The 23,627-nt window shown below is 59.8% G+C and carries 21 protein-coding genes; 17 read left to right on the forward strand and 4 right to left on the reverse strand.

Annotated features, from left to right (window positions below):
- The first annotated feature begins 373 nt into the window (after window positions 1-373).
- From ispG to ACTHUY_RS08560, 3 genes are all read left to right on the forward strand, one after another.
- Window positions 374-1,510, forward strand: coding sequence for a flavodoxin-dependent (E)-4-hydroxy-3-methylbut-2-enyl-diphosphate synthase (gene ispG, locus ACTHUY_RS08550; protein WP_441675419.1), 1,137 nt, complete (start codon window positions 374-376; stop codon window positions 1,508-1,510).
- Window positions 1,510-2,355 carry a GNAT family N-acetyltransferase gene (locus tag ACTHUY_RS08555; protein ID WP_126702966.1) on the forward strand — a complete coding sequence of 282 codons (846 nt, stop codon included), beginning with the start codon at window positions 1,510-1,512 and terminating at the stop codon, window positions 2,353-2,355. Before ispG ends, ACTHUY_RS08555 begins: the two co-directional genes overlap by 1 nt.
- A gap of 138 nt (window positions 2,356-2,493) precedes the next feature.
- Window positions 2,494-4,293, forward strand: a complete 1,800-nt coding sequence (locus ACTHUY_RS08560) for a proline--tRNA ligase (protein WP_441675417.1) — start codon at window positions 2,494-2,496, stop codon at window positions 4,291-4,293.
- Between the two features lie 154 nt (window positions 4,294-4,447).
- On the opposite strand, the gene ACTHUY_RS08565 is transcribed toward ACTHUY_RS08560, so the two are convergent.
- Complete coding sequence (locus ACTHUY_RS08565; protein ID WP_441655238.1) at window positions 4,448-5,119, reverse strand: GntR family transcriptional regulator; 672 nt, start codon at window positions 5,117-5,119, stop codon at window positions 4,448-4,450.
- Between the two features lie 105 nt (window positions 5,120-5,224).
- On the opposite strand from ACTHUY_RS08565, the gene ACTHUY_RS08570 reads away from it, so the two are divergent.
- From ACTHUY_RS08570 to ACTHUY_RS08595, 6 genes are all read left to right on the forward strand, one after another.
- Entirely contained in the window at window positions 5,225-5,971 is a 747-nt protein-coding gene (locus ACTHUY_RS08570) for an HpcH/HpaI aldolase family protein (protein WP_441655237.1), read from the forward strand.
- The gene (locus ACTHUY_RS08575; protein WP_441655236.1) at window positions 5,968-6,768 is read left to right on the forward strand and encodes a carbon-nitrogen hydrolase family protein; all 801 of its coding nucleotides are present in this window, start codon (window positions 5,968-5,970) and stop codon (window positions 6,766-6,768) included. Before ACTHUY_RS08570 ends, ACTHUY_RS08575 begins: the two co-directional genes overlap by 4 nt.
- Window positions 6,768-7,844 carry a C4-dicarboxylate TRAP transporter substrate-binding protein gene (locus ACTHUY_RS08580; RefSeq protein WP_441655235.1) on the forward strand — a complete coding sequence of 359 codons (1,077 nt, stop codon included), beginning with the start codon at window positions 6,768-6,770 and terminating at the stop codon, window positions 7,842-7,844. Before ACTHUY_RS08575 ends, ACTHUY_RS08580 begins: the two co-directional genes overlap by 1 nt.
- Window positions 7,841-8,434: a TRAP transporter small permease subunit gene (locus tag ACTHUY_RS08585; protein ID WP_126702971.1), complete on the forward strand. Its 594-nt coding sequence runs from the start codon at window positions 7,841-7,843 to the stop codon at window positions 8,432-8,434. Before ACTHUY_RS08580 ends, ACTHUY_RS08585 begins: the two co-directional genes overlap by 4 nt.
- Window positions 8,431-9,780 carry a TRAP transporter large permease gene (locus ACTHUY_RS08590; protein WP_126702972.1) on the forward strand — a complete coding sequence of 450 codons (1,350 nt, stop codon included), beginning with the start codon at window positions 8,431-8,433 and terminating at the stop codon, window positions 9,778-9,780. Before ACTHUY_RS08585 ends, ACTHUY_RS08590 begins: the two co-directional genes overlap by 4 nt.
- A 306-nt stretch (window positions 9,781-10,086) precedes the next feature.
- Window positions 10,087-10,806, forward strand: a complete 720-nt coding sequence (locus ACTHUY_RS08595) for an SDR family NAD(P)-dependent oxidoreductase (protein WP_441678509.1) — start codon at window positions 10,087-10,089, stop codon at window positions 10,804-10,806.
- A 290-nt stretch (window positions 10,807-11,096) separates the two neighbouring features.
- Here ACTHUY_RS08595 and ACTHUY_RS08600 read toward each other — a convergent pair whose 3' ends face one another.
- Complete coding sequence (locus ACTHUY_RS08600) at window positions 11,097-12,026, reverse strand: nucleoside hydrolase (protein WP_441675379.1); 930 nt, start codon at window positions 12,024-12,026, stop codon at window positions 11,097-11,099.
- Between the two features lie 90 nt (window positions 12,027-12,116).
- The gene (locus ACTHUY_RS08605) at window positions 12,117-13,055 is read right to left on the reverse strand and encodes a hypothetical protein (protein ID WP_441678484.1); all 939 of its coding nucleotides are present in this window, start codon (window positions 13,053-13,055) and stop codon (window positions 12,117-12,119) included.
- Window positions 13,056-13,152: 97 nt separating this feature from the next.
- Here ACTHUY_RS08605 and rimP point away from each other — a divergent pair, with 97 nt between their 5' ends.
- From rimP to truB, 6 genes are all read left to right on the forward strand, one after another.
- Entirely contained in the window at window positions 13,153-13,602 is a 450-nt protein-coding gene (rimP, locus tag ACTHUY_RS08610) for a ribosome maturation factor RimP (protein ID WP_126702976.1), read from the forward strand.
- A gap of 8 nt (window positions 13,603-13,610) precedes the next feature.
- Window positions 13,611-14,708 carry a transcription termination factor NusA gene (gene nusA / locus ACTHUY_RS08615; RefSeq protein ID WP_441655384.1) on the forward strand — a complete coding sequence of 366 codons (1,098 nt, stop codon included), beginning with the start codon at window positions 13,611-13,613 and terminating at the stop codon, window positions 14,706-14,708.
- An 82-nt stretch (window positions 14,709-14,790) separates the two neighbouring features.
- Window positions 14,791-15,117: a YlxR family protein gene (locus tag ACTHUY_RS08620; protein ID WP_126702978.1), complete on the forward strand. Its 327-nt coding sequence runs from the start codon at window positions 14,791-14,793 to the stop codon at window positions 15,115-15,117.
- Between the two features lie 70 nt (window positions 15,118-15,187).
- Window positions 15,188-18,064 carry a translation initiation factor IF-2 gene (gene infB / locus ACTHUY_RS08625; RefSeq protein WP_441678486.1) on the forward strand — a complete coding sequence of 959 codons (2,877 nt, stop codon included), beginning with the start codon at window positions 15,188-15,190 and terminating at the stop codon, window positions 18,062-18,064.
- Between the two features lie 60 nt (window positions 18,065-18,124).
- On the forward strand, window positions 18,125-18,556 hold the full coding sequence (gene rbfA / locus ACTHUY_RS08630) for a 30S ribosome-binding factor RbfA (RefSeq protein WP_441678488.1): 432 nt from the start codon (window positions 18,125-18,127) through the stop codon (window positions 18,554-18,556).
- Window positions 18,553-19,458: a tRNA pseudouridine(55) synthase TruB gene (gene truB, locus ACTHUY_RS08635; RefSeq protein ID WP_441678490.1), complete on the forward strand. Its 906-nt coding sequence runs from the start codon at window positions 18,553-18,555 to the stop codon at window positions 19,456-19,458. Before rbfA ends, truB begins: the two co-directional genes overlap by 4 nt.
- Before the next feature lie 55 nt (window positions 19,459-19,513).
- Here truB and ACTHUY_RS08640 read toward each other — a convergent pair whose 3' ends face one another.
- The gene (locus ACTHUY_RS08640) at window positions 19,514-20,698 is read right to left on the reverse strand and encodes a CdaR family transcriptional regulator (protein ID WP_441678492.1); all 1,185 of its coding nucleotides are present in this window, start codon (window positions 20,696-20,698) and stop codon (window positions 19,514-19,516) included.
- Window positions 20,699-20,912: 214 nt separating this feature from the next.
- On the opposite strand from ACTHUY_RS08640, the gene ACTHUY_RS08645 reads away from it, so the two are divergent.
- Together ACTHUY_RS08645 and ACTHUY_RS08650 are read left to right on the forward strand one after the other, a co-directional pair.
- On the forward strand, window positions 20,913-22,316 hold the full coding sequence (locus ACTHUY_RS08645; protein WP_441675375.1) for a GntP family permease: 1,404 nt from the start codon (window positions 20,913-20,915) through the stop codon (window positions 22,314-22,316).
- Between the two features lie 117 nt (window positions 22,317-22,433).
- On the forward strand, window positions 22,434-23,588 hold the full coding sequence (locus ACTHUY_RS08650; protein WP_441678494.1) for a glycerate kinase family protein: 1,155 nt from the start codon (window positions 22,434-22,436) through the stop codon (window positions 23,586-23,588).
- Window positions 23,589-23,627: the final 39 nt, after the last annotated feature.

Below are 23,627 nucleotides of genomic sequence, written 5' to 3' on the forward strand. Positions count from 1 at the left end.
ATATCGCGAATAACCAGGTTCAATGCGTGGTACCATAGCAGGTCTCATTGTTATAACACGCGGTTACTCTGCGCCTCCCAATCTTTCCTATGTGAGAAGGGGGGTTTTGCCTTTTGCCGTAACTGACATTATCCGCTAGCTAAAATGGATTGCTACTCTCACCGCAAAGTGGACTTGCCTAGCTGTTGAAAGCTCGCAAATTTTTGATCATTGCGGAACGGATCAAATTCGATAGAGAGTAGCTGTGGATGGCCCTCAAACGAGTAGATCACAACAGTCCCTTCGGGTCGGCAATAGGGCGTCTCGGTAAAGGGGAGAAACTCTAGGCGGTCGGTGACATAATGGAGCGGTGACTGAACCAATATCGCTTGGAATGCCTGGTGTCCACGAGGAGCCGGCCGTGCTCTCCCCGAGGAAGAAGACCCGCAGGATCAAGGTGGGTGACGTCTACGTGGGCGGTGATGCCCCGATCTCGGTGCAGTCGATGACGACAACAAAGACGCACGATATTGGTGCCACGCTGCAGCAGATTGCTGAGCTGACGGCATCGGGTTGCGACATTGTTCGCGTTGCCTGCCCGACCGATAAGGATGCTGAAGCCCTCAAGGTTATTGCCCAGCAGTCCACGATCCCGGTCGTCGCCGATATTCATTTCCAGCCACGCTATGTGTTCGCAGCTATTGATGCTGGTATGGGAGTCCGGGTTAACCCGGGCAACATCAAGAAGTTCGATGATCAGATTCCCGAAATCGCCAAGGCCGCGAACCTCAACGGGACGGCGATGAGAATCGGCGTGAACGCAGGCTCTCTCGATCCGCGCCTACTCAAGAAGTACGGGAAGGCTACGCCCGAGGCGATGGTCGAGTCTGCTGTTAACGAGGCGCACCTTTTTGAGGAGGCGGGCTTCTACGACTTCGCGATCTCCGTTAAGCACCATGATCCCGTCATCATGGTCCGAGCCTACGAACTGCTGTCCGAGGCAGGTGAGTGGCCACTGCACCTCGGGGTCACCGAGGCAGGTCCTGCCTTCCAGGGCACGATCAAGTCCTCGGTTGCGTTTGGTGCTCTCCTTGCCCAGGGTATTGGTGACACTATTCGTGTTTCGCTGTCAGCTCCTCCGGTTGAGGAGATCAAGGTGGGGGAGCAGATCCTTCGTTCCCTTGGACTGCGGCCCAAGCAGCTTGAGATTGTTTCCTGCCCCTCGTGCGGTCGCGCCCAGGTTGATGTTTACACGCTTGCCGAGAAGGTAACCGAGGGTCTGAAGGACGTCACCTTCCCGCTCCGCGTGGCCGTTATGGGTTGCGTTGTGAACGGCCCGGGTGAGGCGCGCGAAGCTGACCTTGGTGTTGCCTCCGGTAATGGCAAGGGACAGATTTTCGTCAAGGGCAAGGTTGTCGAGACCGTTCCCGAGGACGAGATCGTTGAGGCCCTTATTACCAGGGCTCGTGCGGTTGCCGAAGAGCTCGGCCTCGAGTCCGCCGAAGGTATGACACCGGACGTTATCGTCTGATGTTTTGGGGATCATCTGGTCGCCGCGTTATGCGGTTGCCGGGCCGATATCGCAAGGCGGTACACGACCATCTCGCCAAAGACCCGGTCGGCTCTGTGCTGGCAGCGGTGCACGCTGACTCCATGGGGCTTGGCTCCTCCCGCATGCTCGGCATAGTTGATAACGGGGAGCTGTCTTCGACCGTTTGGTACGGGGCGAACCTGGTGCCGGTTGGGACCAGTCATGACGACCGGATTCTCTACGCGGACTTTATTCTGCGCAGGCCGAGAGAATGCTCCTCGATCGTGGGGGACTCAGCCGAAGTCTTGGATTTATGGGAAATGCTCCGGCACGACTGGCGGGTAGAAGCCGAGGTGCGTGCCAGCCAGCCTTCCCTTGTGGCGGGTGACCTTCGCGTTGCACCTGATCCGCGAGTCCGCCCGGCCGAACTGGCTGATGCTCCGATGGTTTCGCCCGCGGCCGTTGCCATGTTTACCGAAGAAGTCGGCTACGACCCGACCCAGTACGGACCCGGCTACGTGTCGAGAGTGTATGAACTTTGCAGGCTCGGCAATACCTTTATCCGCACCGGAATCGGCCCCGACGGGACCGAACGCGTTGAATTCAAGGCAGATATTGGCGCTAGCTACAACGGCGTCGCCCAAATCCAGGGCGTGTGGACGGCACCCGATCTACGGGGAACGGGAATCGCTACGGGAGCCATGGCGGCGGTTGTAGAACTGGTGCGCAAGCGCGTCGCCCCGACCGTGTCCCTGTACGTCAACTCCTACAATCACGCCGCACTAAGGGTCTACGACAAGGTCGGATTCCACCAGGTTGGCGAGTACGCAACAATCCTTCTATAGGAAATTGACGATTGCTCCTCCATCATCTGACCGCTAGATTCTGACCGTCCGCGATCAAGATTCTGTTGTTCGGTACTCAAGGCATGTGAGAAAGCGGGGTAAAGGGCAAAGATTCGGTAAGCTGACCACGTGCTGAAAATGTCGAATCTCTTTGTCCGGACCCTGCGCGAGAACCCCGCTGACGCGGAGGTCCCATCGCACCAGCTACTCGTACGCGCCGGCTATATCCGCCGTGCCGCCCCCGGCATCTACTCCTGGCTACCGCTGGGCCTGCGGGTGCTCCGCAAGGTCGAGAAGATCGTGCGCGACGAGATGAATGCAACGGGAGCGCAGGAAGTGCACTTCCCGGCACTCCTGCCGCGCGAACCCTACGAGGCATCAAACAGGTGGACCGAGTACGGCCCCAACCTGTTCCGTCTCAAGGACCGTCGCGACAACGACTACCTTCTGGCTCCGACGCACGAAGAGATGTTCACCCTGCTGGTGAAGGACCTCTACTCCTCGTACAAGGACCTGCCGCTGAACATCTACCAGATTCAGACGAAGTACCGCGACGAGGCACGTCCCCGTGCGGGCCTGATCCGTGGCCGCGAGTTCATCATGAAGGACGCATACTCCTTCGATGTTCACGATGAGGGGCTGGATGTTCAGTACCAGACGATGAGGGACGCGTACGAGAAGATCTTCAACCGTCTCGGACTCGACTACGTCATCTGCTCCGCGATGTCCGGAGCCATGGGTGGTTCCCGCTCCGAAGAGTTCCTTCACCCCACTGAAATCGGTGAGGACACGTTCGTACGCGCTGCCTCCGGCTACGCTGCCAACGCAGAAGCCGTGACCACGACCCAGGCCGAAGATGTCGACTTCTCCGACGTTCCCGCGGCCCAGGTATACGAAACACCCGAGTCGACCACGATCGAGGCCCTCGTCGACGTCGCCAACAAGTTGCTGCCCCGGGACACTCCCTGGGAGGCCAAGGACACGCTGAAGAACGTTGTCCTCGCGCTCAGCCATCCCGGCGGTGAAAAGGAAGTTATCGTTGTGGCACTTCCCGGCGACCGCGATGTCGACCTCAAGCGCGTCGAGGCGGCGCTAGCGCCTGCCGAGGTGGACGTGGCGGGACCCGAGGATCTCAAGAACCACCCCGAGCTCGTTCCCGGCTACATCGGTCCCGAGGTTATTGGACCGAACTCACCCAACCGCGTGGTCGACGAAGATGGAAACATCTCGGGCTCGGTCCGCTTCCTTGTTGATCCCCGGATTGCACGCGGCTCAGCTTGGGTGACCGGTGCGAACGAGAACGAGAAGCACGTCTTCAACCTCGTCTATGGACGCGACTTCGAAGCGGATGGAACCATTGAGGCCGTGGAGATTCGCGAGGGCGATCCCGCCCCCGACGGTTCGGGACCTCTCGAACTTGCTCGCGGCATCGAAGTCGGCCACATTTTCCAGCTTGGTCGCAAGTACGCCGAGGCGCTCGATCTCAAGGTTCTTGACGAGAACGGCAAGTCCCAGGTTGTCACCATGGGCTCCTACGGCCTTGGTGTCACCCGCGTGCTCGCAGCACTGGCGGAGAAGAACCACGACGACCTCGGTTTGGCATGGCCGATCAATATCGCGCCCGCCCACATCCACGTGCTCGCCACCGGCAAGGGTGCAGAGATCTTTGAAACCGCCGAGTCACTGTCGGGTGAGCTGACAAAGGCTGGCTTCGAAGTCATCTACGACGACCGTGCAAAGGTATCCGCCGGCGTCAAGTTCAAGGATTACGAGCTACTCGGCGTTCCCTACGGTCTTGTCGTTGGGCGCGGCCTCGCCGAAGGCAAGGTCGAGATCCGCAACCGAGTGACCGGTGAATCCACCGAGGTGCCCGTCGAGGAAGCCGTAGAGCGCGCTGCTGAACTTCTCAAGGCTGACCTGGAAGCGCACGGAGAGTGACCGCGTGCGAGCAGTGGCAATTATCGACTGAGAATAAATTGACTATTAAAACTCGTGCATGAGTGGTTTGTGGGCCCGAACTAATTCGGGCCCACGTACACGTTAAGTGCGTAGTTTACGAGCTGGCATGATCCAACTTCGACTACTGGCCGTCTCAGGAGTAAGAGTTGCTGGAGATACCGGGGATGTCTAGCAGGTGTGCCTGAAGGACGGAGAGTGCTCGCGCCTTGTCGCCTGCTCGAATGGATTCGAGAATCTCCCGGTGCTGAGCGTTAATAAGATCGATCCGTTGAGGCATAGACGAGACGGTACGTACTCCCATGCGGAACTGTCTTCTCAAGAGCGATTCGTGCAGCTCGGTAATAATCGAGTTACCCGCTTGGCTGACGAGACTGGAGTGGAATCTCTGGTCAGCGACAACAACGTCATACCAGCGTTGCTCACGTCCGGCGGCTTCGTGATCAACGAGGTGAGCGTCCGACAGGACTGTTGGGTCAATATTTTGATCAACGAGCTCGCCGATAGCGAATGACTCGAAGACATATCGGGCGGTAAATCCCTCCTCGAGTTCCGTAGGGCTAATGATGTGTACTTGGGTGCCACGGCGGGGGAGGATATCAACGAACTTTTCCGCAGCAAGGCGTTTAAGTGCTTCTCGAACCGGAGTGCGCGACGTTCCTACAAAGTGTGCAAGCTCTACTTCGTCGAGAAAGTCGCCTTCCTTGAACTCTCCTTTGAGAATCGCATCCCGAATACAGCTGTAAGCATGCTCGCCTGCGGAAGGCCTGCCGGTGGTGCCGCGGCCGGAGTCGGAAGAAGTCATCATATAAGCAGTGTAGTTCACCGTGTTTACATTCAGTACACACTGTGTATACAGTACGTCTACACTGTTGTGACTGGGCTAACGTCCCCACTGGAGCAAAGGAGCACCATGGCAATTCCAGAGCAATGCGTCTGGCTTTCAGAACCCTCGACTGCCAAAGTCGACATCGCGAAACTAACTGGTTTCGATGGGGTGATTCTCGACGTCGAACACGGACTGTTTGAACTTCGTTCTCTTGACTGGATGGTCTCGTACATCAAGGCGAACGGCTTGCGAGCAATCGTCAAGGTTCTTGGACCGGAACGGGAACCGATCCAGCAGGCCTTGGACTTCGGTGCAGATGCGGTAGTGATTCCCCACGTTGAGTCGGTTGAACACGCAATGCGGGTCACTGCGTTCGCCAAGTTCCCGCCGCTCGGTGATCGGAGCCTCGCAGGTGGCAGGACTGCTGCCTACGTGGCGTACACGGATGAAGGGGTGGCCGAGATGGATCGGTCAACAAAGTGTTACCCGATGATTGAAGATGCTGGCGCCCTCGAAGACGTCGAAGAGATTCTTGCTCTTGACACTGTTGATGGCATCTTTGTGGGCCCAACGGACCTGGCACTTCGGCGCGAAGGCGGAATCTACACGGCGAATGACGCAGAGGTCGAGGACATTCTTCGTGCGGCTCGGGCCGCTAATGCGGCGGGTAAGCCGTGGATTTTCCCGGCATGGTCCGCAAAAGAACAGGATATTGCTGTTCGCGAAGGCGCGGCCATCGTCGGGCTCGCAATGGAGTACAGCGTTCTCTACAGTGGCTTCGCCAAGGTAAAGAGTGAGTTCGAGCAGATTGTGGAAAGGAATGGTTCGTGACCATTAAGGCAGCAGTTGTCCAGTTCAGCCCCGGCAAGAACAAGGGCGAGAATCTCGACGCTATTGAACACCATCTGAGAGCCGCCTCGGCAGAAGGCGTGCGCCTAGCAGTTCTTCCCGAATTTGCGATCTACACCGCCCCGGTCATGGGACAGGAGTTTGTTGATGCCGCAGAATCTGTCGATGGTCCGAGCATTCGGCGGCTCCAAGAGCTCTCCACGGAACTGAAGATCGCAATTGTTGCTGGAATGAACGAGACGGCGGACGGAAAACGGATCCACAACACGCTCGTCGGTATCGACGGGGGAGAGACCGTCGCCGTTTACCGGAAGGTTCATCTCTACGACGCTTTCGGATACAAAGAATCCTCGCACGTGATTCCCGCGGAGCCGGGCAACGGCGATACCTTTGAGGTTGATGGCTTTACGGTCGGAATGCAGACCTGCTACGACCTGAGATTCCCCGAGGTCAGCAGGCTCCTGATTGATGCCGGGGCAACAGTTCTTGCTCTGCCGGCCGAATGGGTTCCCGGCCCTCAAAAGGAGTATCACTGGAACACGCTTATCCGGGCCCGAGCGATTGAGAACACGGCCTACGTGGTTGCGGCGGATCAGAGCGGCCCGGCAGGAGTTGGCCAAAGCGCAATTATTGACCCCATGGGAGTGGCGCTCGCCCAGATTGGTGAAACGCAGGGGATCGTGACCGCAGAGATTTCTAAAGAGCGACTTGAATCTGCTCGGCAAACCAATCCTGCGCTTGTGGCGAGGCGATACCGCGTGGACAAGGGTGAGTCGTGATGATGCGAAAGAACAAACTTGTTGGTGGCCTAGCGGCACTGCTTACGCTCGGCACCGTTGCCGCATGTTCCGACTCCGGTGCAGAGTACACGCTCCATTACGCGACGTACTCCAGTCCGACGTCTGACCAGTCGAAGGTTGTTCAGCGTTGGGCCGCAGATGTTGAGGAGGCAACTAACGGTGAGGTGGAAGTGATCTTCCATTACTCGGGTAGCCTGATCGGTGCTGAGGATGCACTTCAAGCCACCCTCGATGGTCGGGTCGATATCGCTCAGGTGGGTTCCATCTATGCAGCATCCGACCTGTCGATGTACACCGTTGTTGATCTTCCTTTCAAAACGAAGAACCCTGAAGTTCACATGCATTCGATCATGCGACTGTACGAAGAATCGGAGACCTACCGAGAGGACTTCGAACGTCAGGGCGTCAAGCTCATGTACCCGCTTCCCCTCGGCAGCATGATGATCGGGCTGAGCTCACCAGCTGCCACACCAGAGGATCTCGAAGGGCGCTCTATTCGCGCCGGTGGTCTCACTTCTCAGGTGATTCTGGCACGCGGGGCGAACCCTGTTGCGATGGGAGCTAACGATATTTACGAGTCGCTGGAACGCGGGATCGTCCAGGGATACACGTCGATTTCGCTACCGAACCTCCCTGCGTTTGGCCTGACGCGTTCCACCGATTATGTGGTCGACCCGGGAATCGGCGTTGCCGGTAGCTCGATTGTTGTCATCAACCAGGACCTGTATGAATCCATGCCCGAGGAATACCAGCAGGCTATTGACGAAGCGTCTGCGAACAGCCTTCAGTACGGCACGGAAGAAATGGATGCGGCGGGCGCCGCGGCCTGTACAGAACTGAGGGAGGCCGGCACCGAGTTCTCGGCATTCGAAGATGCTGACGTCGAGGACTGGCGCGGAGATCTCACACTCGATCAAGACTGGGTCACGGAATTCGAGGAGCGCGGGTACGATGCGCAAGGCGTCCTCGATGACTTTGAACGAATCATTGCCGAAGAAGAGCCGCTCTCGGACTACTCGGCACCGCTCAATGCATGCATGGAGGGATCGCAATGAGAACAATTCCACGCCCACTCGTCCTGTTGGCCGAAACGCTCGTCATTGTCGCTGGCGCTCTACTTGTTTTCCTTATGCTCCTGACCGTTGCCGACGTCGGAGGCCGAGCATTTGCAGACAGCTCAATCCTTGGAACGGTCGAGATCTCAACGCTTCTCATGGTTGCTATTGCGTTCCTGGGCTTGGCGGCGGCCGAGATCCACAATCGTCATGTCTCCGTTGAACTGGTGGAGGCATATCTGCCGCCCGTAGTTCGCCTCATTCTCGCAGGTGTGCGAACCGTGCTTATTACCCTCACCGGCATCGTGATCTCTTGGGGCCTCCTCGGTGTTCTCACGTCCGCCTTTGAACGCGGCGAAACAACCAGCGGAATTCTACGGCTCGCAACATGGCCAATGAAGGGGATTCTCCTTGTTTCATTCGTGCTGTTCTTTGTTGTGGCGATCTGGAACGCCATCAACGAATTCCTTGACATGAAAGAAGGGAAGGTCGTCGAAGACGACCAGTTGCTCGCCGTTCAGCAAGCCATTGATGATGCCGACGACATTACGGATACGGTCGTTGCCCATAGGACGGAGGAGAAGAAATGACCGGTGCAAGTGTTGGCGCTCTCGTCGCCGTCCTTATTCTCTTCTTCGTTCTTCTCGCGATTAGGCTTCACGTTGCCTTCGCACTGATGCTGGCGGGACTTCTGGGTGTCGTCATGCTGCGTTCGACAGATGCCGCAGTCTCAACCGGAGCGAATGCGCCGTTCTCAACGGCGGCCGACTATTCGCTTATCATCATTCCGCTGTTCATTTTCATGGGTGTCCTAGCCGTTAAAGCGGGACTTGCCCAGGCGGGCTTCGACGTAGCCTCCAGAGTGCTCCGCAAGCTCCCGGGAGGAGCTGCACTGTCCTCGCTCGCCGGATCTGGCATGTTTGCGGCGGTCACCGGTTCGTCCGTAGCAACGGTCGCAACTCTCGCCAAGGTATCGACCGAGGCGATTCTCAAGGCAGGGCATTCGATCAAGCTTGCCGCCGGTGTTGTGTGCGCGGGCGGTACGCTCGGTGTTCTTATCCCACCGTCGATCATCCTCGTCCTGTACGGCATTATCACGGAGGAATCGATTGGCAGGCTCCTTCTTGCCGGTATTGCTCCCGGTATTCTCACAATCCTCATTTACGGAATGACGATTATGGGTCTTGTGACGAGGGAGCGGAGACGTACAGCAGGCACGGCCAACTCACTCATTGAAAGAGAGCGGGCCGCGGCTGAAGAGGCGAAGAAGATCAAGATGGATGGCATGGGTTTTGCCTACCTCATCGTCATCTTCGCAGTCTCGATTGGAACGATCTATCTCGGTGTGGCAACACCAACGGAGGCTGCCTCCTTCGGTGCGACAGCTGCCCTGATTATCTTGTTCATCCGGAGCCAGAAGTCGAAGTTCCTGACCGGTCTTAAGGACTCCCTGGTTGAGTCCATCGGGCTGACCTCCATGACGTTCCTGCTCATGGTCGGAGCCGGGGTCTTCACGTACTTCCTTGCCCTCTCGGGCGCCTCAACGGCGCTCGTCGACGCGGTGGTTTCGGCTGATGTATCGCCGTACCTGGTTCTTGTCCTCTGCCTGCTCATGATCATCCCACTCGGGATGTTCCTGGACGGCACGTCAATGATCCTCATTGCTGCACCGCTCCTTCATCCCATCCTCACCGGATATGGATTCGATGCAATCTGGATCGGAATCCTTATCGTTAAGGTTGCGGAAATGGCGCTTATAACGCCGCCTGTCGGCATGAATGCGTTTGTCTACGTTGGGACCGTGCCTCAAGCTCGGCTCGGTGAAACCTTCCGTGGAATCTTCCCGTTCATCATTGCCGACATTGTCGTTGTCGCAATCCTGATCTTGGTGCCCGACATCGTCACCTTCATTCCTGATCTCTCCGGAACCACGTGATCGAGAGGCGGAACTGCACTGATAGCCAGCTTTACAGCTGATCGGTAGGAGGCAAGGGGGCGATGAATCGAGAAGATGAACGGCCCCCTTGTCGTGCCCCACGCATTCACCGAGATTTTGCGCGTCGACAAGGCCAGTAAAAGGTGATTAAGAGGGGGATTTTAATAGTCCAAGAGAGTCAAGGAACTAAGTCCTGACACGTTCTTAGGTAAACCTAATATTCTGGTTATTAATTACAGAGAAACTGTAATTAAACAGTAAGGATGGGGTTAACTTGCTGGGAGACTCGATGGCAAGGTTGCAATCATTACCGGTGCAGGCAACGGCATGGGAGAGGCAACAACCAAGCTCTTTGCTGAAGAAGGCGCAACGGTCTACGGCGTGGATATCAAGTCGGATGCACTGAAGAAGTGGGAAGACAATCCGAATGTTATTCCTGTCGTTGCTGACCTGCTCGATAATGACGACATTGAAAACCTCTTCAACCTTGTGAAGGAGAGGGAGGGCAAGCTCGATATTCTTGCGAATATCGCGGGAATTAACGACCTCTGCTATCCGCTTCTAGACACGACAGAAGAGCGGTGGGACATGGTTATCGACCTTGATCTCAAGGTTCCCTTCCTCCTGTCCCAGAAGGCTGTTGAGATGATGCTTCCGAAGGAATCCGGTGTCATCATCAACGTTGGCTCCGACGCTGCGTACCGCGGTAACCACGGCCCCTCCTACTCCGCCGCTAAGCACGGACTCATGGGGCTGACGTTCAGCGTTGCGGCAGGCTATGCGGATAAGGGAATCCGCTGCAATGCGATCAACCCCGGCGGTGTGAACACAAACATCGCGGAGAACTCGGGTGGCGAGTACCACGAGGAAGGCATGAAGTGGTTGGGCATGGCGACCGGAAACGTTCCCGTTCCCTACGGTGAGCCGATCGAGATCGCCCGTGCGGCGCTCTGGCTGTCCGTCGACGAAGCCCACCACATCTACGGCGCACTCGTCCCCGTAGATGCTGGACTTTCCGCCTTCTGAGTTAAACATCAGTAGCCCTTTCGGCAATCCCGTGGAGCCCGCACGTTTTGTGCGGGCTCCACGCTGTAAAGCAACAAGGTCACTGGGCACGAAACCATTCTGGGTGTTTACCCACCATTCTGGTGAAGGCATGGGATGCAATAAGGCATGGGATGCAATAAGGCATGGGATGCAATAAGGCATGGGATGCAATGCTGTCGAGAAAGCACTGGTGTTCCAGGGCGTCCTGGGCTGGAATCATATGATCTCAAGCGTTTGCTGAGAGTCAGCAGTTCTGTTGAGCTGAAGCACTAGAGCCGCCCAATTGAGTCGATAACAAGGTCCCAGAACTTTGCGACATCAAGGCCCGTTGCCACGTGCGTGGTGGAAACGTGGTTGATCCAGGGCCTGCGCTCTACGAGAGTCATGCCGGTGGTGTACGTGCCTTCAGTCTCGACAACGATCTTGGCGTTGAGCGTATCGACAATGCTGGGATCAATAACCCTGGCCAGTGCTACCGGGTCGTGAACGGGCGGTGCTGTGAACCGCTGTTCTAATTTGTTCGATTCGATGAAGAACGCCATGAGATCAACGACGAAGTTGCCGATCGGGGTGCCGAGTTCTCGGAAGCGGTCAACGACATCGGGGGTGGCCTGAGCGTTGTGGGTGACGTCCAGGCCCACCATGGTTACCTGCCATGGCGCAGCGAAGACGAGGTTGGCAGATTCGGGATCGACAAGAATGTTGAACTCAGCTGCGGTCGTGGCGTTGCCGAGATTCATGCCACCACCCATGAGGCTCACTTCTCTCACGCGGCCAATGATTTCGGGTTGTTTGCGCATGGCCATGGCAATATTCGTGAGCGGCCCCGTCGGAACAAGAGTGATCGTGCCTGGCTCCGCGGACATGACCACATCGATCATGACGTCGACGGCGTGCCTGCGGTCGAGCTCCATGGCCGGCTCTGGCAAGGTGACCCCGTCGAGCCCGGACTCGCCGTGAATCTCGGGTGAGGTGACAAGGTCACGCACCAGGGGAGTGGCACATCCCGCAGCTATCGGTGCACTGATTCCAGCCAGGGTGGCAATGCCAAGGGCGTTGCGGGTGACCTTCTCCAGAGTCTGGTTGCCACCCACGGTGGTGATTGCCGCAATCTCGACATGGGGGTTGCCTGCCGCGAGCAGCATTGCCACGGCATCGTCATGCCCGGGATCGCAGTCAAGGATGATTCTTAGCGTCATGGGCGAACCTTCGTTTTGAACGTTCTTCCGGTTCAGATTAACTTGCATCAGAAGATGGGGACCTATTTCGGGCTGTGCTCCGCACTTCGCCTAGGGAGCTACCTCAAGGAGCGGGAAGGATCCCATCTCCGCACGCATTGATGGGGTTAAGAATTCGAGGGACGTCACAGCAATTTGCGAGTTCATCGACATTGTGGCGGTCGGGATGTAGGAGAACAGTTCCCTAGCAACAAGGCGGTAAGCATCCTCTTCCAGCTGTGCCGCCGTCTGTGCACTGGGGTCTTCCAAGAACCAGTCGGGCAGAGGAACGAACGGCTCGCGGATGTCTTCCATGCCCGCGTCCAAGATCTCGCTCGTGTAGTCGTTCAGGTCGGCGATCCGCGCGAGTGCACGGTCCGGGGCTTCAAGGTGAGGGGTGGCTGCTTCCAGCCACTGCCGGGCGCGATCCAGTTCAACGAGACTCGTCTCGGAGGCGAGCTCGGCCACCTGGGCGGAGGTTAGCGGCTCGGCCGAAATACCGCCTGTTGGTTCCTCTCCTTCGGGGGCGGTCGCAATATCGTCGTGGGCGACTTGGAGGCGGATAAGAATCGAAGCGTAGAGCGGTGAGTCCGATGGATCGCCGCTTTCCAGCGCGGCCTGAGTCGCGGTGATGGCGTCCTCGAGAAGTACCGTCAGGTCATCCGTCGTGGCAGTGGGCGGGGGTGGGTTTTCGGCACCGTCCGGTGCCCCGTCGGGCCACGGCACCCAAAGACCACCGACAGCATCAAGGTGGTCGGAGGCGACCGATGCTAGTTCTGAGGGATCGGATTCGGTGTCGCCCGCGGCCGCTTCATCGCTTGCTTCGGCAAGAAGATAGTACGAGTCGGCGGCTTCCTGTCGATGAACCTCGTCGGCCCCGGGGGTAGGTAGCTCGGGTGGGCCGGTGTCGATTCGGGTTCCGACAACGACCATGGCCAGGATAAAGATAGCGATACCAATGGCGATTGAGAGCGCGAATCCTGGGGTCGAAAGGCCCGTGCGACGTGTCATATATCCATAGTGCCACAGGGTATCGATCAGCCAGTGGCGTAGTGGAATCCGTGTCCAGGTGCAGAGGGAGTTGGTGGATGCAGGTACGCTAGGACACATGAAAGACGTCGAAAAGATCCACGAGGTGCTGGCACCGGCAGTTGCCGGTGCCGGGCTCTTCCTGGAGCAAGTTGAACTCAAGCCCGCCGGTAAGCGCACTCTCCTGCGCGTAACCGTTGACCTGGCAGATGGTCCCGGGGGAGTGGACTCCGATCAGCTCACCGACGTCTCTCGCGTCATCTCCGAGACCCTCGATGAAAGCCCGGACGCTCCCGCGGGACAGTATGTTCTCGAGGTTTCCACCCCCGGAGCAACACGTAAGCTCACCGAGCCGCGCCACTTCCGACGTGCGGAAGGCCGCAAAGTCATCCTTACCACTGCCGATGGCGAGGTTACGGGGCGTCTTGAGTCGGTCGAAGGCGATACACTGGCGATCAGCAATAACGGGCATACCCAGGAGATCGCAATCTCCGACGTGGTCAATGCTCGTGTGGACGTCGAACTCTAGGAGCCCCCGTGGATATTCAGATGAGCGAGCTGCGGATCGTCGAATCCGAGCTCGGAATTAGTGTCGACGTTCTGGTCGGCGCAATCGAGGATGCACTTCTGCACGCCTACCACCGTGTCCCGGGAGCAATCGGGCAGGCCCGAGTTGAGCTTGACCGCACCTCCGGCAAGGCAACCGTCTGGGCCGTCGAGTTTGATGACGATGGTGAGCCCGCCGGCGAGTTTGACGACACCCCGAACGACTTTGGGCGCATCGCGACTTCAACCGCGCGTTCGATCATTGCGCAGCGTCTGCGCGATGCCGAGGCAGACCGCGTCCTTGGCTCCTTCAAGGGCAAGCAGGGGACCATCGTTTCCGGCGTTGTGCAGGCGGCCCCGCCTCGCTCCAACCCCGAAGATATTTACGTCAACGTCGGTGAGCACGAGGCGATCCTCCGCAAGGACGAGCAGGTTCCCACCGAACGTTTCCGCCACGGTGACCGGCTCCGCGCCTACGTCACCGATGTGTCCGTTGGTCACCGCGGTGCCACCGTCCGCCTGTCCCGCTCCCACCCGGAGCTGGTCCGCCGCCTCTTCGAGGCCGAGGTTCCCGAGATCGAGGGCGGAGATGTTGAGATCGTTGCCCTTGCTCGCGAGGCTGGCCACCGGACCAAGCTTGCCGTGTGGAGCGCCGACGAGTCGATCAACGCCAAGGGTGCCTGTATCGGACAGCACGGACAGCGCGTCCGCGCCGTCATGGAGGAGCTTGGTGGAGAGAAGATCGACATCGTCGACTACGACGACGATCCCGCTCTGTTCATCGGGGCCTCCCTGTCGCCCGCACGCGTCACCCAGGTCGACATCCTCAACGCGGATGCTCGCCAGTCCCGCGCGGTCGTTCCCGACGACCAGGCATCGCTCGCCATCGGCAAGGAAGCGCAGAATGTACGCCTCGCCGCAAAGCTGACCGGCTGGTCAATCGATATCCGTAAGGAATCGGAAATGGCGGCGGCACGCGCCGAAGCAGCCGCAGCTCGCCGGGCTGAAGAGGCCGCGGCAGCCGCTGAACTCGATGACTCAGCCGAGTACGACGACGATTTCGACGAGTCTGACGACACGGAGAATTGAGAGATCACCCACCACGTGGCCGAAACAGTTGGTTTGTGGCCGCGAATTGATAGAATGGCGGATGGTTTACGCCGCCTAGCAGATGGACACTGTGTTGACTCATACACCTCAGCGCACGTGCATCGCCTGCCGGCAGCGGGAACCGCGGTCCGCCCTGGTCCGTTTTGTGGCGCAGCAAGGAAAGCTTGTTGTTGACACGGACGCGACTCTCCCCGGGCGAGGCGCGTGGCTGCATCGTCGCCGCGCATGCCTGAACAAGGCCCTTGTGACCCGGTCGTTTAACCGTCACCTGCGTACGCAGATCACGGACACGACCGAGGCTGAGGCCCGGTTCGACTTAGGCTCAACCGGAGCCGAGAAACAAGAAGCGACGAAGAAAGCGGGTAGAGAGCCGATGGGCGCCCGATGAGTACCCAGCGATGAGCTGCCAGCAATAACGGGTCTGTCGCACCTGCGCGGACCCCACACAAAGGAGAAATGTGGCCAAAGTCCGCGTCCACCAACTCGCCAAGGAACTAGGAATCCAGAGCAAGGAACTGCTTGCCTACCTGTCCGAAGCCGGCGAGTTTGTTAAATCAGCGTCCTCGACGCTCGAGCCTCCCGTTGAGAGGAAGGCTCGCGAGCATTACGAGGCGAATGCGCCGAAGGCTGAAGAAAAGCCCGAGGCCAAGAAGGCTGCACCTAAGGCGCAGTCCCGTCCCGCCGCACCCAAGCCGGGACCCGCGCAGAGCCCGAAGACGGAGCCTGCCGCGAAGCCTGCACAGACCAAGCAGACACCGAAGCCGGCCGCGCCCAAGCCCGGCCCCAAGACAACTCCCGCCACTCCCGCACAGGAGAAGGCGGAACCGAAGGCATCGGCTCCGGCTCCCAAGCCGGTAGCACCTGCCCCCAAGCCTGCGGCGCCAGCACCGAAACCGGGTCCCGCGCAGGCAACCCCGGTAGCATCCGCGAAGCCCGGCCCCCGTCCCGCAGCTCCGAAGCCCGGCCCCAAGCCGGGCGGTCAGCAGCGCGGCGGCGACCAGCGCCAGCAGCGCGGCGGTAAGGGCGGTCCTCGCCCCGGTAACAACCCGTTCTCGTCGAGTCAGGGAATGCCCCGCTCCGGCGGCGGCAAGGGCGGTCCCCGTCCCGGTAACAACCCGTTCTCGTCGAGTCAGGGAATGCCCCGCCCCGGCGGCGGCAACAAGGCTGGCGGAGGCCAGGGTGGCCAGGGTGGGTCACGTCCCCGTCCGGGCGCAGGTGGCGCGAACAGGGGCGGACCTCGTCCCTCGCCGGCCATGATGCCCGGCCACTCCGCACTTGCGGACCAGTCGAAGGGCGGCGGCCGCGGTGGTCGCGGCGGTCGTCCCGGTGGCGGTCGTGGCGGAGCACCCGGCGCAGGCGGACCCGGAGGTGGCCCGAACAGGGGTCGCCCGCAGCGCGGTGGTACCGCTGGTGCATTCGGTCGTGGCGGCGGCCGTCCCGGTAGGGGACGGAAGTCGAAGCGCGCGAAGCGTCAAGAGTACGAGCAGCAGAATGCTCCCATGGTGGGCGGTGTCCGCGTTCCCCGCGGCGACGGTTCAACCGTTGTCCGGATCCGCGCAGGCGCATCCCTTGCTGACTTCGCCGAGAAGATTAACGTCGATCCCGCAGCACTCGTGACCGTCATGATCACGATGGGCGAGATGGTGACAGCTAACCAGTCGCTCGACGCGGACACGTTCAAGTTGCTCGGTGCTGAACTCGGTTACGACATCCAGATCCTGTCCGCCGAGGACGAGGATCGCGAGATTCTCGAGCAGTTCAACATTGACCTCGAGGCCGAAGAGGCCGCCGAAGACGATGAGGATATGCGTCCGCGTCCGCCGGTCGTCACGGTCATGGGCCACGTCGACCACGGTAAGACGAAGCTCCTTGACGCGATCCGTTCCGAGGACGTTGCCGAAGGCGAAGCCGGCGGCATCACCCAGCGGATCGGCGCCTACCAGGTTGCTGTCGATCACGGGGGCGAAAGCCGCGCGATTACCTTTATCGATACACCCGGTCACGAGGCGTTTACGCAGATGCGTGCCCGCGGTGCCGAGGTTACCGATATTGCGATCCTTGTTGTCGCAGCGAACGACGGCGTAATGCCGCAGACCGTTGAGGCGCTTAACCACGCCCAGGCGGCCAGCGTTCCGATCGTTGTCGCCGTCAACAAGATTGACGTCGAGGGAGCTTCCCCGGACAAGGTCCGCGGTCAGCTCACCGAGTACGGTCTGGTTGCCGAGGATTACGGCGGCGACACGATGTTCGTCGACGTTTCCGCCAAGCAGCGCCTCAATATTGACGATCTCCTCGAAGCTGTCCTCCTCACGGCAGACGCTGCTCTCGAGCTGACCGCCAACCCGGACAAGCCGGCACGCGGCGTTGCGATCGAGTCCAAGCTGGACCCGGGCCGCGGCTCCCTTATCACGGCTCTTGTCGAGTCCGGTACGCTCCGCGTTGGCGACTCGATTGTTGCGGGCACCGCCCACGGCACCGTCCGTGCAATGTTTGACGACAAGGGCAACACGGTGGACGAGGCCGGTCCTTCGGATCCCGTCCAGGTCCTTGGCCTTACCTCGGTCCCGAGCGCCGGTGACGGCTTCCTCGTGGCAGAGGATTCGCGCCAGGCCCGTCAGATCGCCGACAAGCGTGAGACCGCTAAGCGTGCCGCTACGCTCGCTAAGCGCCGCAAGCGCATCTCCCTTGAGGACTTCAACGAGGCACTCAAGGCCGGCCAGGTCGAGACCCTCAACCTCATCATCAAGGGCGACTCCTCGGGAACCGTCGAGGCTCTCGAATCGTCCCTGCTGGAGCTCGAGGTCTCGGACGAGGTTGCGCTCAACATCATTCACCGCGGTGTCGGTGCGATCACGCAGAACGACGTCAACCTTGCCACGGTCGACTCGGCCGTGATCATCGGCTTCAACGTCCGCCCGGCAGAGCGAGTCACCGACTACGCCGACGCCGAGGGTGTGGAGATGAAGTTCTACTCCGTGATCTACGACGCGATCGACGACGTTGAGAGTGCTCTCAAGGGCATGCTCAAGCCGATCTACGAAGAGGTCGAGCTCGGCCGCGCGGAGATCCGCCAGATCTTCCGTTCCGGCAAATTCGGCAACATCGCCGGTTCGATGGTGCTCTCCGGTGTTATCAAGCGCGGCGCAAATGCGCGCCTGGTACGCGACGGCGTCGTCATCACCCCGAATCTCGAAATCGTTTCGCTTCGCCGCGAGAAGGACGATGTCACCGAGGTCCGCGAAGGCTTCGAGTGCGGTATCACGCTCGGCCACAAGGACATCGCTGAAGGCGACATCATCGAAACGTTCGAGATGCGGGAAAAGCCCCGCGAATAACGCGACTAAGCCACAGGCAGGTGGGCCCTCCGGGGCCCACCCCTGGGAACAGGAATATCCATGGCCGAAAACCCTCGCGCCCGCAAGGTCGCCGATCGCATCCAGGAGATCGTGGCTGTCATGATCGACCGGAAGCTCAAGGATCCGCGGCTCGGCATGGTCACCGTGACCGATGTTCGAGTCACCGGCGACCTGCAGCAAGCAACGATCTTCTACACCGTCCTCGGTGACGAAACGGTTCTCCGTTCGTCCGGCACGGCTCTCGAGTCCGCAAAAGGCATGATCCGTTCCGAGGTGGGCAAGCAGCTTGGCTTGCGGCTCACCCCGACCATCGAGTTCGTTGCGGATGCTCTTCCGGTGACCGCGCAGTCCATTGAGGACGCTCTGGTCGCGGCGCGCGCACGCGATGCCGAACTGGCTCGTCAGCGCGAGTCGGCGAAGCCCGCGGGCGACTCCGATCCGTACAAGAAGCCGGCCGACGACAGCGAATGATCGACGTCCCTCGAGGAGCGGCACCCGCACAGTCCGGCATCCTCATAGTCGACAAGCCCGCCGCTGCCACCTCTCACGATGTGGTGGCGGCGGTTCGCCGTCTCGCCCACACCCGCAAAGTCGGCCACGCCGGCACCCTCGACCCTGCGGCAACGGGGGTGCTCGTCATTGGCATCGGCGCAGGGACCAAGCTCCTGACCTACCTGTCGGGAGCCGACAAGGACTATCTGTCAACGTTCCGGCTCGGCCAAGAGACCGACACCGAGGACGCCGATGGACAAATCACCTCCACCCCCGGGCTGACAGCAACCGATGAACAAATAGATGCTGCCCTTGCCTCCCTCACCGGAACGATCGAGCAGATTCCGTCCGCCTACTCGGCCAAGAAGATCGACGGCAAACGCGCCTACCATCTGGCGCGGGCGGGAGAGAAAGTTGACCTGAAGGCCGCGACCGTCACCATCGACCGTCTTGATCGCACGTCTCCGGTTACTCGCCACGATGATCTGGCTGACTTCGATGTCGAAGTGAGTTGCTCCACCGGGACCTACGTGCGGGCCCTCGCCCGGCAAACCGCGAATGCTCTCGGATCTGCTGGCCACATCACCTATCTGCGACGCACGAGAGTTGGCGGCTTCGACATTTCTGAAGCTCACACGATTGATTCCCTGATCGAGCAAGCTCAGTCCGGCCCTATCTCAGTCCTCCCCATGGCAGAGGCCGCGAAACGCTCCATGCCATCCGTGCAGATCACGGCCGAGCAGGAGACGGCACTGCGCTACGGCCAGTTCATCGACCTTGACGTTGAGTCCTTCCCCGTTGCTCTTATCCGCGATGACACCCTTGTTGCTATCGGCACGAAACGAGGCAACCAGGTTGGCCCGGCAACGGTCTTCGCCTAGGGACAGGTGACATCTTGTCGCCGGAGGGTTATTCCTCGATGCTTACTGACCTGCCCTACGGCGTGAGTTGAAGGGCAAGCCAGAGAATTGCAGCATCTGCGATCCTGCGAGGGTCCAGTCCCGTCGAGTCGGCAATGCGGTTGAGCCTGCCGGTGAGGGTGTTCTTGTGAATGAAAAGAATGTCGGCGGCTCGGGAGAGTGATCCGTCTGCGTCGAAATAGGCACGAAGGGACCGAATGAGCTCATCGCGATGCTCTGCAGGCAGCCCCTCGAAGACTCGGAGAACGAATGACTGTCGTTCCCGCGCGGGAGTGGCCGACAGTAGCAATTCGATGGTCAGCCCGTCATAACGATGAATGTCGGTGGGGGAGTGAAGCGCGTGGCTCAGCGCTTTCTCCGCCTGATCGGTTGCCTGCGGCCCGCGCAGGCCGATACCGGAAAGTCCCACAGCGAGCCTGAGGGTGGACTCTGCCCGCACCCTCCGCGCGAGATGGTCAAGCCAGGAGACGATCATCGCCAGTTGTTCTGAAGACTGCGAGTAAGCGGAACTATCTCGACTTCCCATCGGATTCTTGTCGAGGACAGCATGGGGGATAAGGATGACGATACGAGAGGCGAGAAGAGCGGTGATTGCCCCGCGGGCGCGTGCTTCTTCAAGAACCAGTTCGCTCATGCGATCCACCTCGGCTTGGAACGAGGAGGAGGCAGCGGGTTTGGTGGGGCTGCCTGCTGAAGTGACCCTGGCGGTAGCAACGACGTAGGCCGCACGAACATCGATGTTGAAGTCGTTACCTTCGGTGACAATCTCGGGAGTGGGCTCCCGAGCGTCGGTCAACCAGGCCTCAAGGAACCGAGAATAGGATCTGCCGTGCCGTTCCGCTCGTTCCCGGACGTGGGTTTCCCGCAGGAGAATTTCCGTCATTTTCTGCAACACGTGGGCCGGGGTGGTGAAGGTGGCGGGATCACCGGTGATGCCAAGAACGCCCGTGATTTCGCCTTCGACCCAGATCGGTAGGTTGAGGCCCGGGCGGACCCCTGGTAGCCGGTCGTGCGGCTCAATGATCAGCCGATCAAGCTGCTCCGTGATGACTCGTTCCGCCCCAAGGTGATGGTTGCCGATCCTGTTAGGGTCCGTGCTTGCCATGATGACCGCAGACCTGTCCATGAGATTCACGTCCTCGCCAAGGACCGAACTGATCTCGAACACGATCCGCTGAGCATTCTCGACAGAGATCTTCACCGATCCTCCTCCACGCTGAGAAACCCCGCTACACCTGCGGAAATATTGGTTGAGCATGCGATCTAAAACATGCCGCTGTGGAACGATCCTAGCTCCTTACTGGTCTGGCGACTATCAAAACGTGGAAATCATGGTCTGAAGACCGTCGACTCTTGTGAATGACTCGCCCTACTGTGGTGCTCATCTGTCGCTAGTCTGTCGCAAAGGAGCAGAAATGACTGGCATACCGCTCATTATCGTGTTTGTTCTCGCAATCGCGCTCATGATCTTCATGATTTCGGTGTGGAAGATCCACCCGTTTATCTCGATCATGCTTATCGCCCTCGGCTTCGGCCTGATCGGCGGCATACCCCTCGTCAACCAACTAGACGCGGACGGTGAAGTAGAAGTTAATGGCATCGCCACCGTTATTGGGCAAGGCTTCTCGGGAACGTTTACCTCGATCGGCATCGTCATCATTCTCGGTGCCCTCATCGGACTCGTTCTCGAAAAGACCGGTGGCGCCTTCCAGATCGCCGATGCTCTGGTCCGCGTCATTGGTAGGAAACGCCCGGTTCTCGCCACGCAACTCATGGGCTGGATCGTCTCAATCCCCGTGTTCTGTGACTCCGGCTTCGTTATCCTCAACCCAATCCGTCGGGCACTTGCTAGGCGTACCGGCACCTCTGCTGTCGCCATGACCGTGGCGCTGTCCGCCGGTCTCTACACGGCCCACGTGTTCATCCCGCCCACCCCGGGCCCGATTGCCGCCGCCAACACGCTCGGCATTGGCGACAACCTCTTAGTTGTCATCGGCCTGGGTCTTCTTGTCTCCATCCCGTCTCTCACCGTGTCCTACTTCTATGCCCTCTACATCGGCAAGCGGATCCGCACCGACGAGGACGATGAGATCGCCGATGATGCTATGTTGGAGCAGGCCTACGACGACCTTCGTACCTCGTACGGCAAGCTCCCCAGCGTCGCCAACTCCTTCCTCCCGATCGTCGTTCCCATCCTCCTCATGGCACTCGGTTCGATCGGCTCCGTTTTCGAATGGGACGGCCTCCTGGGCGACATCGTTGGCTTCTTCGGCACCCCGATCATCGCGCTCGCGGTTGGCGTGGTCTTTGCCGTTGTGACGCTGGTCAGCGTGACGCGCGGCAAAGAGCTTTACGACATCACGGACGAGACGCTCCGCGTCGTCGGCCCAATCCTCTTCATCACCGCCGCCGGCAGCGTCCTCGGACGGGTTATTGCCTCGACCGACATGGTTGTCTTCATCGAGGACAACGCGACGAGCTTCTCCTCGATCGGACTGTTCTTCCCGTTCATCATCTCCGCGATCCTCAAGACCGCCCAGGGTTCCTCGACGGTTGCTCTCGTGACCACGGCAGGCATTGTCACCCCGACACTCCCGGCCCTCGGTCTCGTTACTCCGGCGGAAATCGCCTTGGCGGTCATGGCCATCGGGGCTGGTGCCATGACCGTGTCGCATGCAAACGACTCGTACTTCTGGGTCGTCACGAACTTCACCGGCATGACACCGCAGCAGGGTTACCGCACGCAGACAACGGTCACGTTGCTCATGGGTGTCACGTCGATTATCTTCATCTGGATCCTGGGACTGTTCATCATCTAGTGACCGGTACCGAACTAGTAGCCTAAGAAGAGTAACTGCGGGCCACGGGCGGGGCCAGGGACAGCCACAAGCTGACACCCGGCCCCGCCCACCCGCACATCGAGAAAGAACATGCTCGTGAAGAACATCGTCGTCATTCCCGACTCGTTCAAGGGAGCCGTGACCTCCTCGGAAGCCAGTGGGGCGATCACCGAAGGCCTCCGCCAGGTCCTCCCCGATGCTGCTATCACGCAGATCCCAGTAGCGGATGGGGGAGAGGGCACCGTTGACGCCATGCTAGCAGCCGGCACCGGCCGCAGCATCACCGCGCAAGTCTGCGGTGTCTTCCCCGGGGAATCGATCAATGCCACCTACGGAATCCTCGATTCGGGGGATGATACTGCAACCGCGGTGGTGGAGATGGCGGCGTGCGCCGGACTTCCGCTTGCGGAAGGCAGGAAGAGCGCCGGCAAGACAACGACCTACGGGGTGGGCGAACTCATTGCCCACGCAATCGAAGGCGGCTCCAAGCACGTCATCGTCGGTGCCGGTGGTAGCGCCACCACAGATTTGGGGTGCGGGGCGGCCGCCGCCCTCGGCGTCCGGTTCTACAACAGGTCGGATGAGGAGTTCGTTCCCGTCGGCTCGACGCTCAAAGACGTGGCCCGTATCGATGCCACGGGTGCAGAAGAGATTCTCTCCGGAATCTCCGTCACCGTCATGTGCGACATCGACAATCCTCTTGCCGGGCCCAACGGTGCCGCCTACATCTTCGGTCCTCAAAAGGGAGCCGATCCCGACACGGTGAAAGAGCTGGATTCCGGGCTTATCCACGTTGCTGACATCATCAAACGCGATCTTGAGATCGATATCGCCCAGGTCCCCGGAGCGGGTGCCGCCGGGGGACTTGGCGGCGGCCTTCTTGCTTTCACCGGTGCCGAGCTCCGCCCCGGAATCGACACCCTCCTGGAAGCCGTGCGCTTTACCGACATCATCAAGGACGCGGACCTCATCATCACGGGCGAAGGCCAGATCGACGGCCAGTCCCTGGCGGGCAAGGTGCCGGTAGGAGTATCCCGCTGGGCAGCCAAGCATCGCGGGCCCGACCTCCCCGTCGTGGTCCTTGCAGGATCCATTGGCGAGGGGATCGACGACGTCTACGCCGAGGGTGTTACCGCCGTGTTCCCCATAGCTCGGCGCCCCGGTTCCCTTTCGGAAGCGATAGAGCACACTGCCGAAAACCTCACCGCCACCGCGAAGGACGTCGCCCGGTTAACGGCTTTCCTCACGTAGGAGCGGTTGTCTCCGGCGACAAATTAGTTCTCGGTGGAG

This window comes from Flaviflexus sp., from assembly GCF_052087705.1.
Taxonomy (GTDB): Bacteria; Actinomycetota; Actinomycetes; order Actinomycetales; family Actinomycetaceae; genus Flaviflexus; species Flaviflexus ciconiae.

Coding starts and splice junctions, on each gene's coding strand:
- ACTHUY_RS08590 (WP_126702972.1), top strand. CDS start 8,431: ATGACCGGTGCAAGTGTTGGCGCTCTCGTCGCCGTCCTTATTCTCTTC.
- ACTHUY_RS08555 (WP_126702966.1), top strand. CDS start 1,510: ATGTTTTGGGGATCATCTGGTCGCCGCGTTATGCGGTTGCCGGGCCGA.
- ACTHUY_RS08565 (WP_441655238.1), bottom strand. CDS start 5,119: ATGATGACTTCTTCCGACTCCGGCCGCGGCACCACCGGCAGGCCTTCC.
- ACTHUY_RS08570 (WP_441655237.1), top strand. CDS start 5,225: ATGGCAATTCCAGAGCAATGCGTCTGGCTTTCAGAACCCTCGACTGCC.
- ACTHUY_RS08580 (WP_441655235.1), top strand. CDS start 6,768: ATGATGCGAAAGAACAAACTTGTTGGTGGCCTAGCGGCACTGCTTACG.
- rbfA (WP_441678488.1), top strand. CDS start 18,125: ATGGCCGAAAACCCTCGCGCCCGCAAGGTCGCCGATCGCATCCAGGAG.
- ACTHUY_RS08560 (WP_441675417.1), top strand. CDS start 2,494: ATGTCGAATCTCTTTGTCCGGACCCTGCGCGAGAACCCCGCTGACGCG.
- ispG (WP_441675419.1), top strand. CDS start 374: ATGCCTGGTGTCCACGAGGAGCCGGCCGTGCTCTCCCCGAGGAAGAAG.
- ACTHUY_RS08620 (WP_126702978.1), top strand. CDS start 14,791: ATGGACACTGTGTTGACTCATACACCTCAGCGCACGTGCATCGCCTGC.
- ACTHUY_RS08645 (WP_441675375.1), top strand. CDS start 20,913: ATGACTGGCATACCGCTCATTATCGTGTTTGTTCTCGCAATCGCGCTC.
- ACTHUY_RS08605 (WP_441678484.1), bottom strand. CDS start 13,055: ATGACACGTCGCACGGGCCTTTCGACCCCAGGATTCGCGCTCTCAATC.
- rimP (WP_126702976.1), top strand. CDS start 13,153: ATGAAAGACGTCGAAAAGATCCACGAGGTGCTGGCACCGGCAGTTGCC.
- ACTHUY_RS08600 (WP_441675379.1), bottom strand. CDS start 12,026: ATGACGCTAAGAATCATCCTTGACTGCGATCCCGGGCATGACGATGCC.
- truB (WP_441678490.1), top strand. CDS start 18,553: ATGATCGACGTCCCTCGAGGAGCGGCACCCGCACAGTCCGGCATCCTC.
- ACTHUY_RS08585 (WP_126702971.1), top strand. CDS start 7,841: ATGAGAACAATTCCACGCCCACTCGTCCTGTTGGCCGAAACGCTCGTC.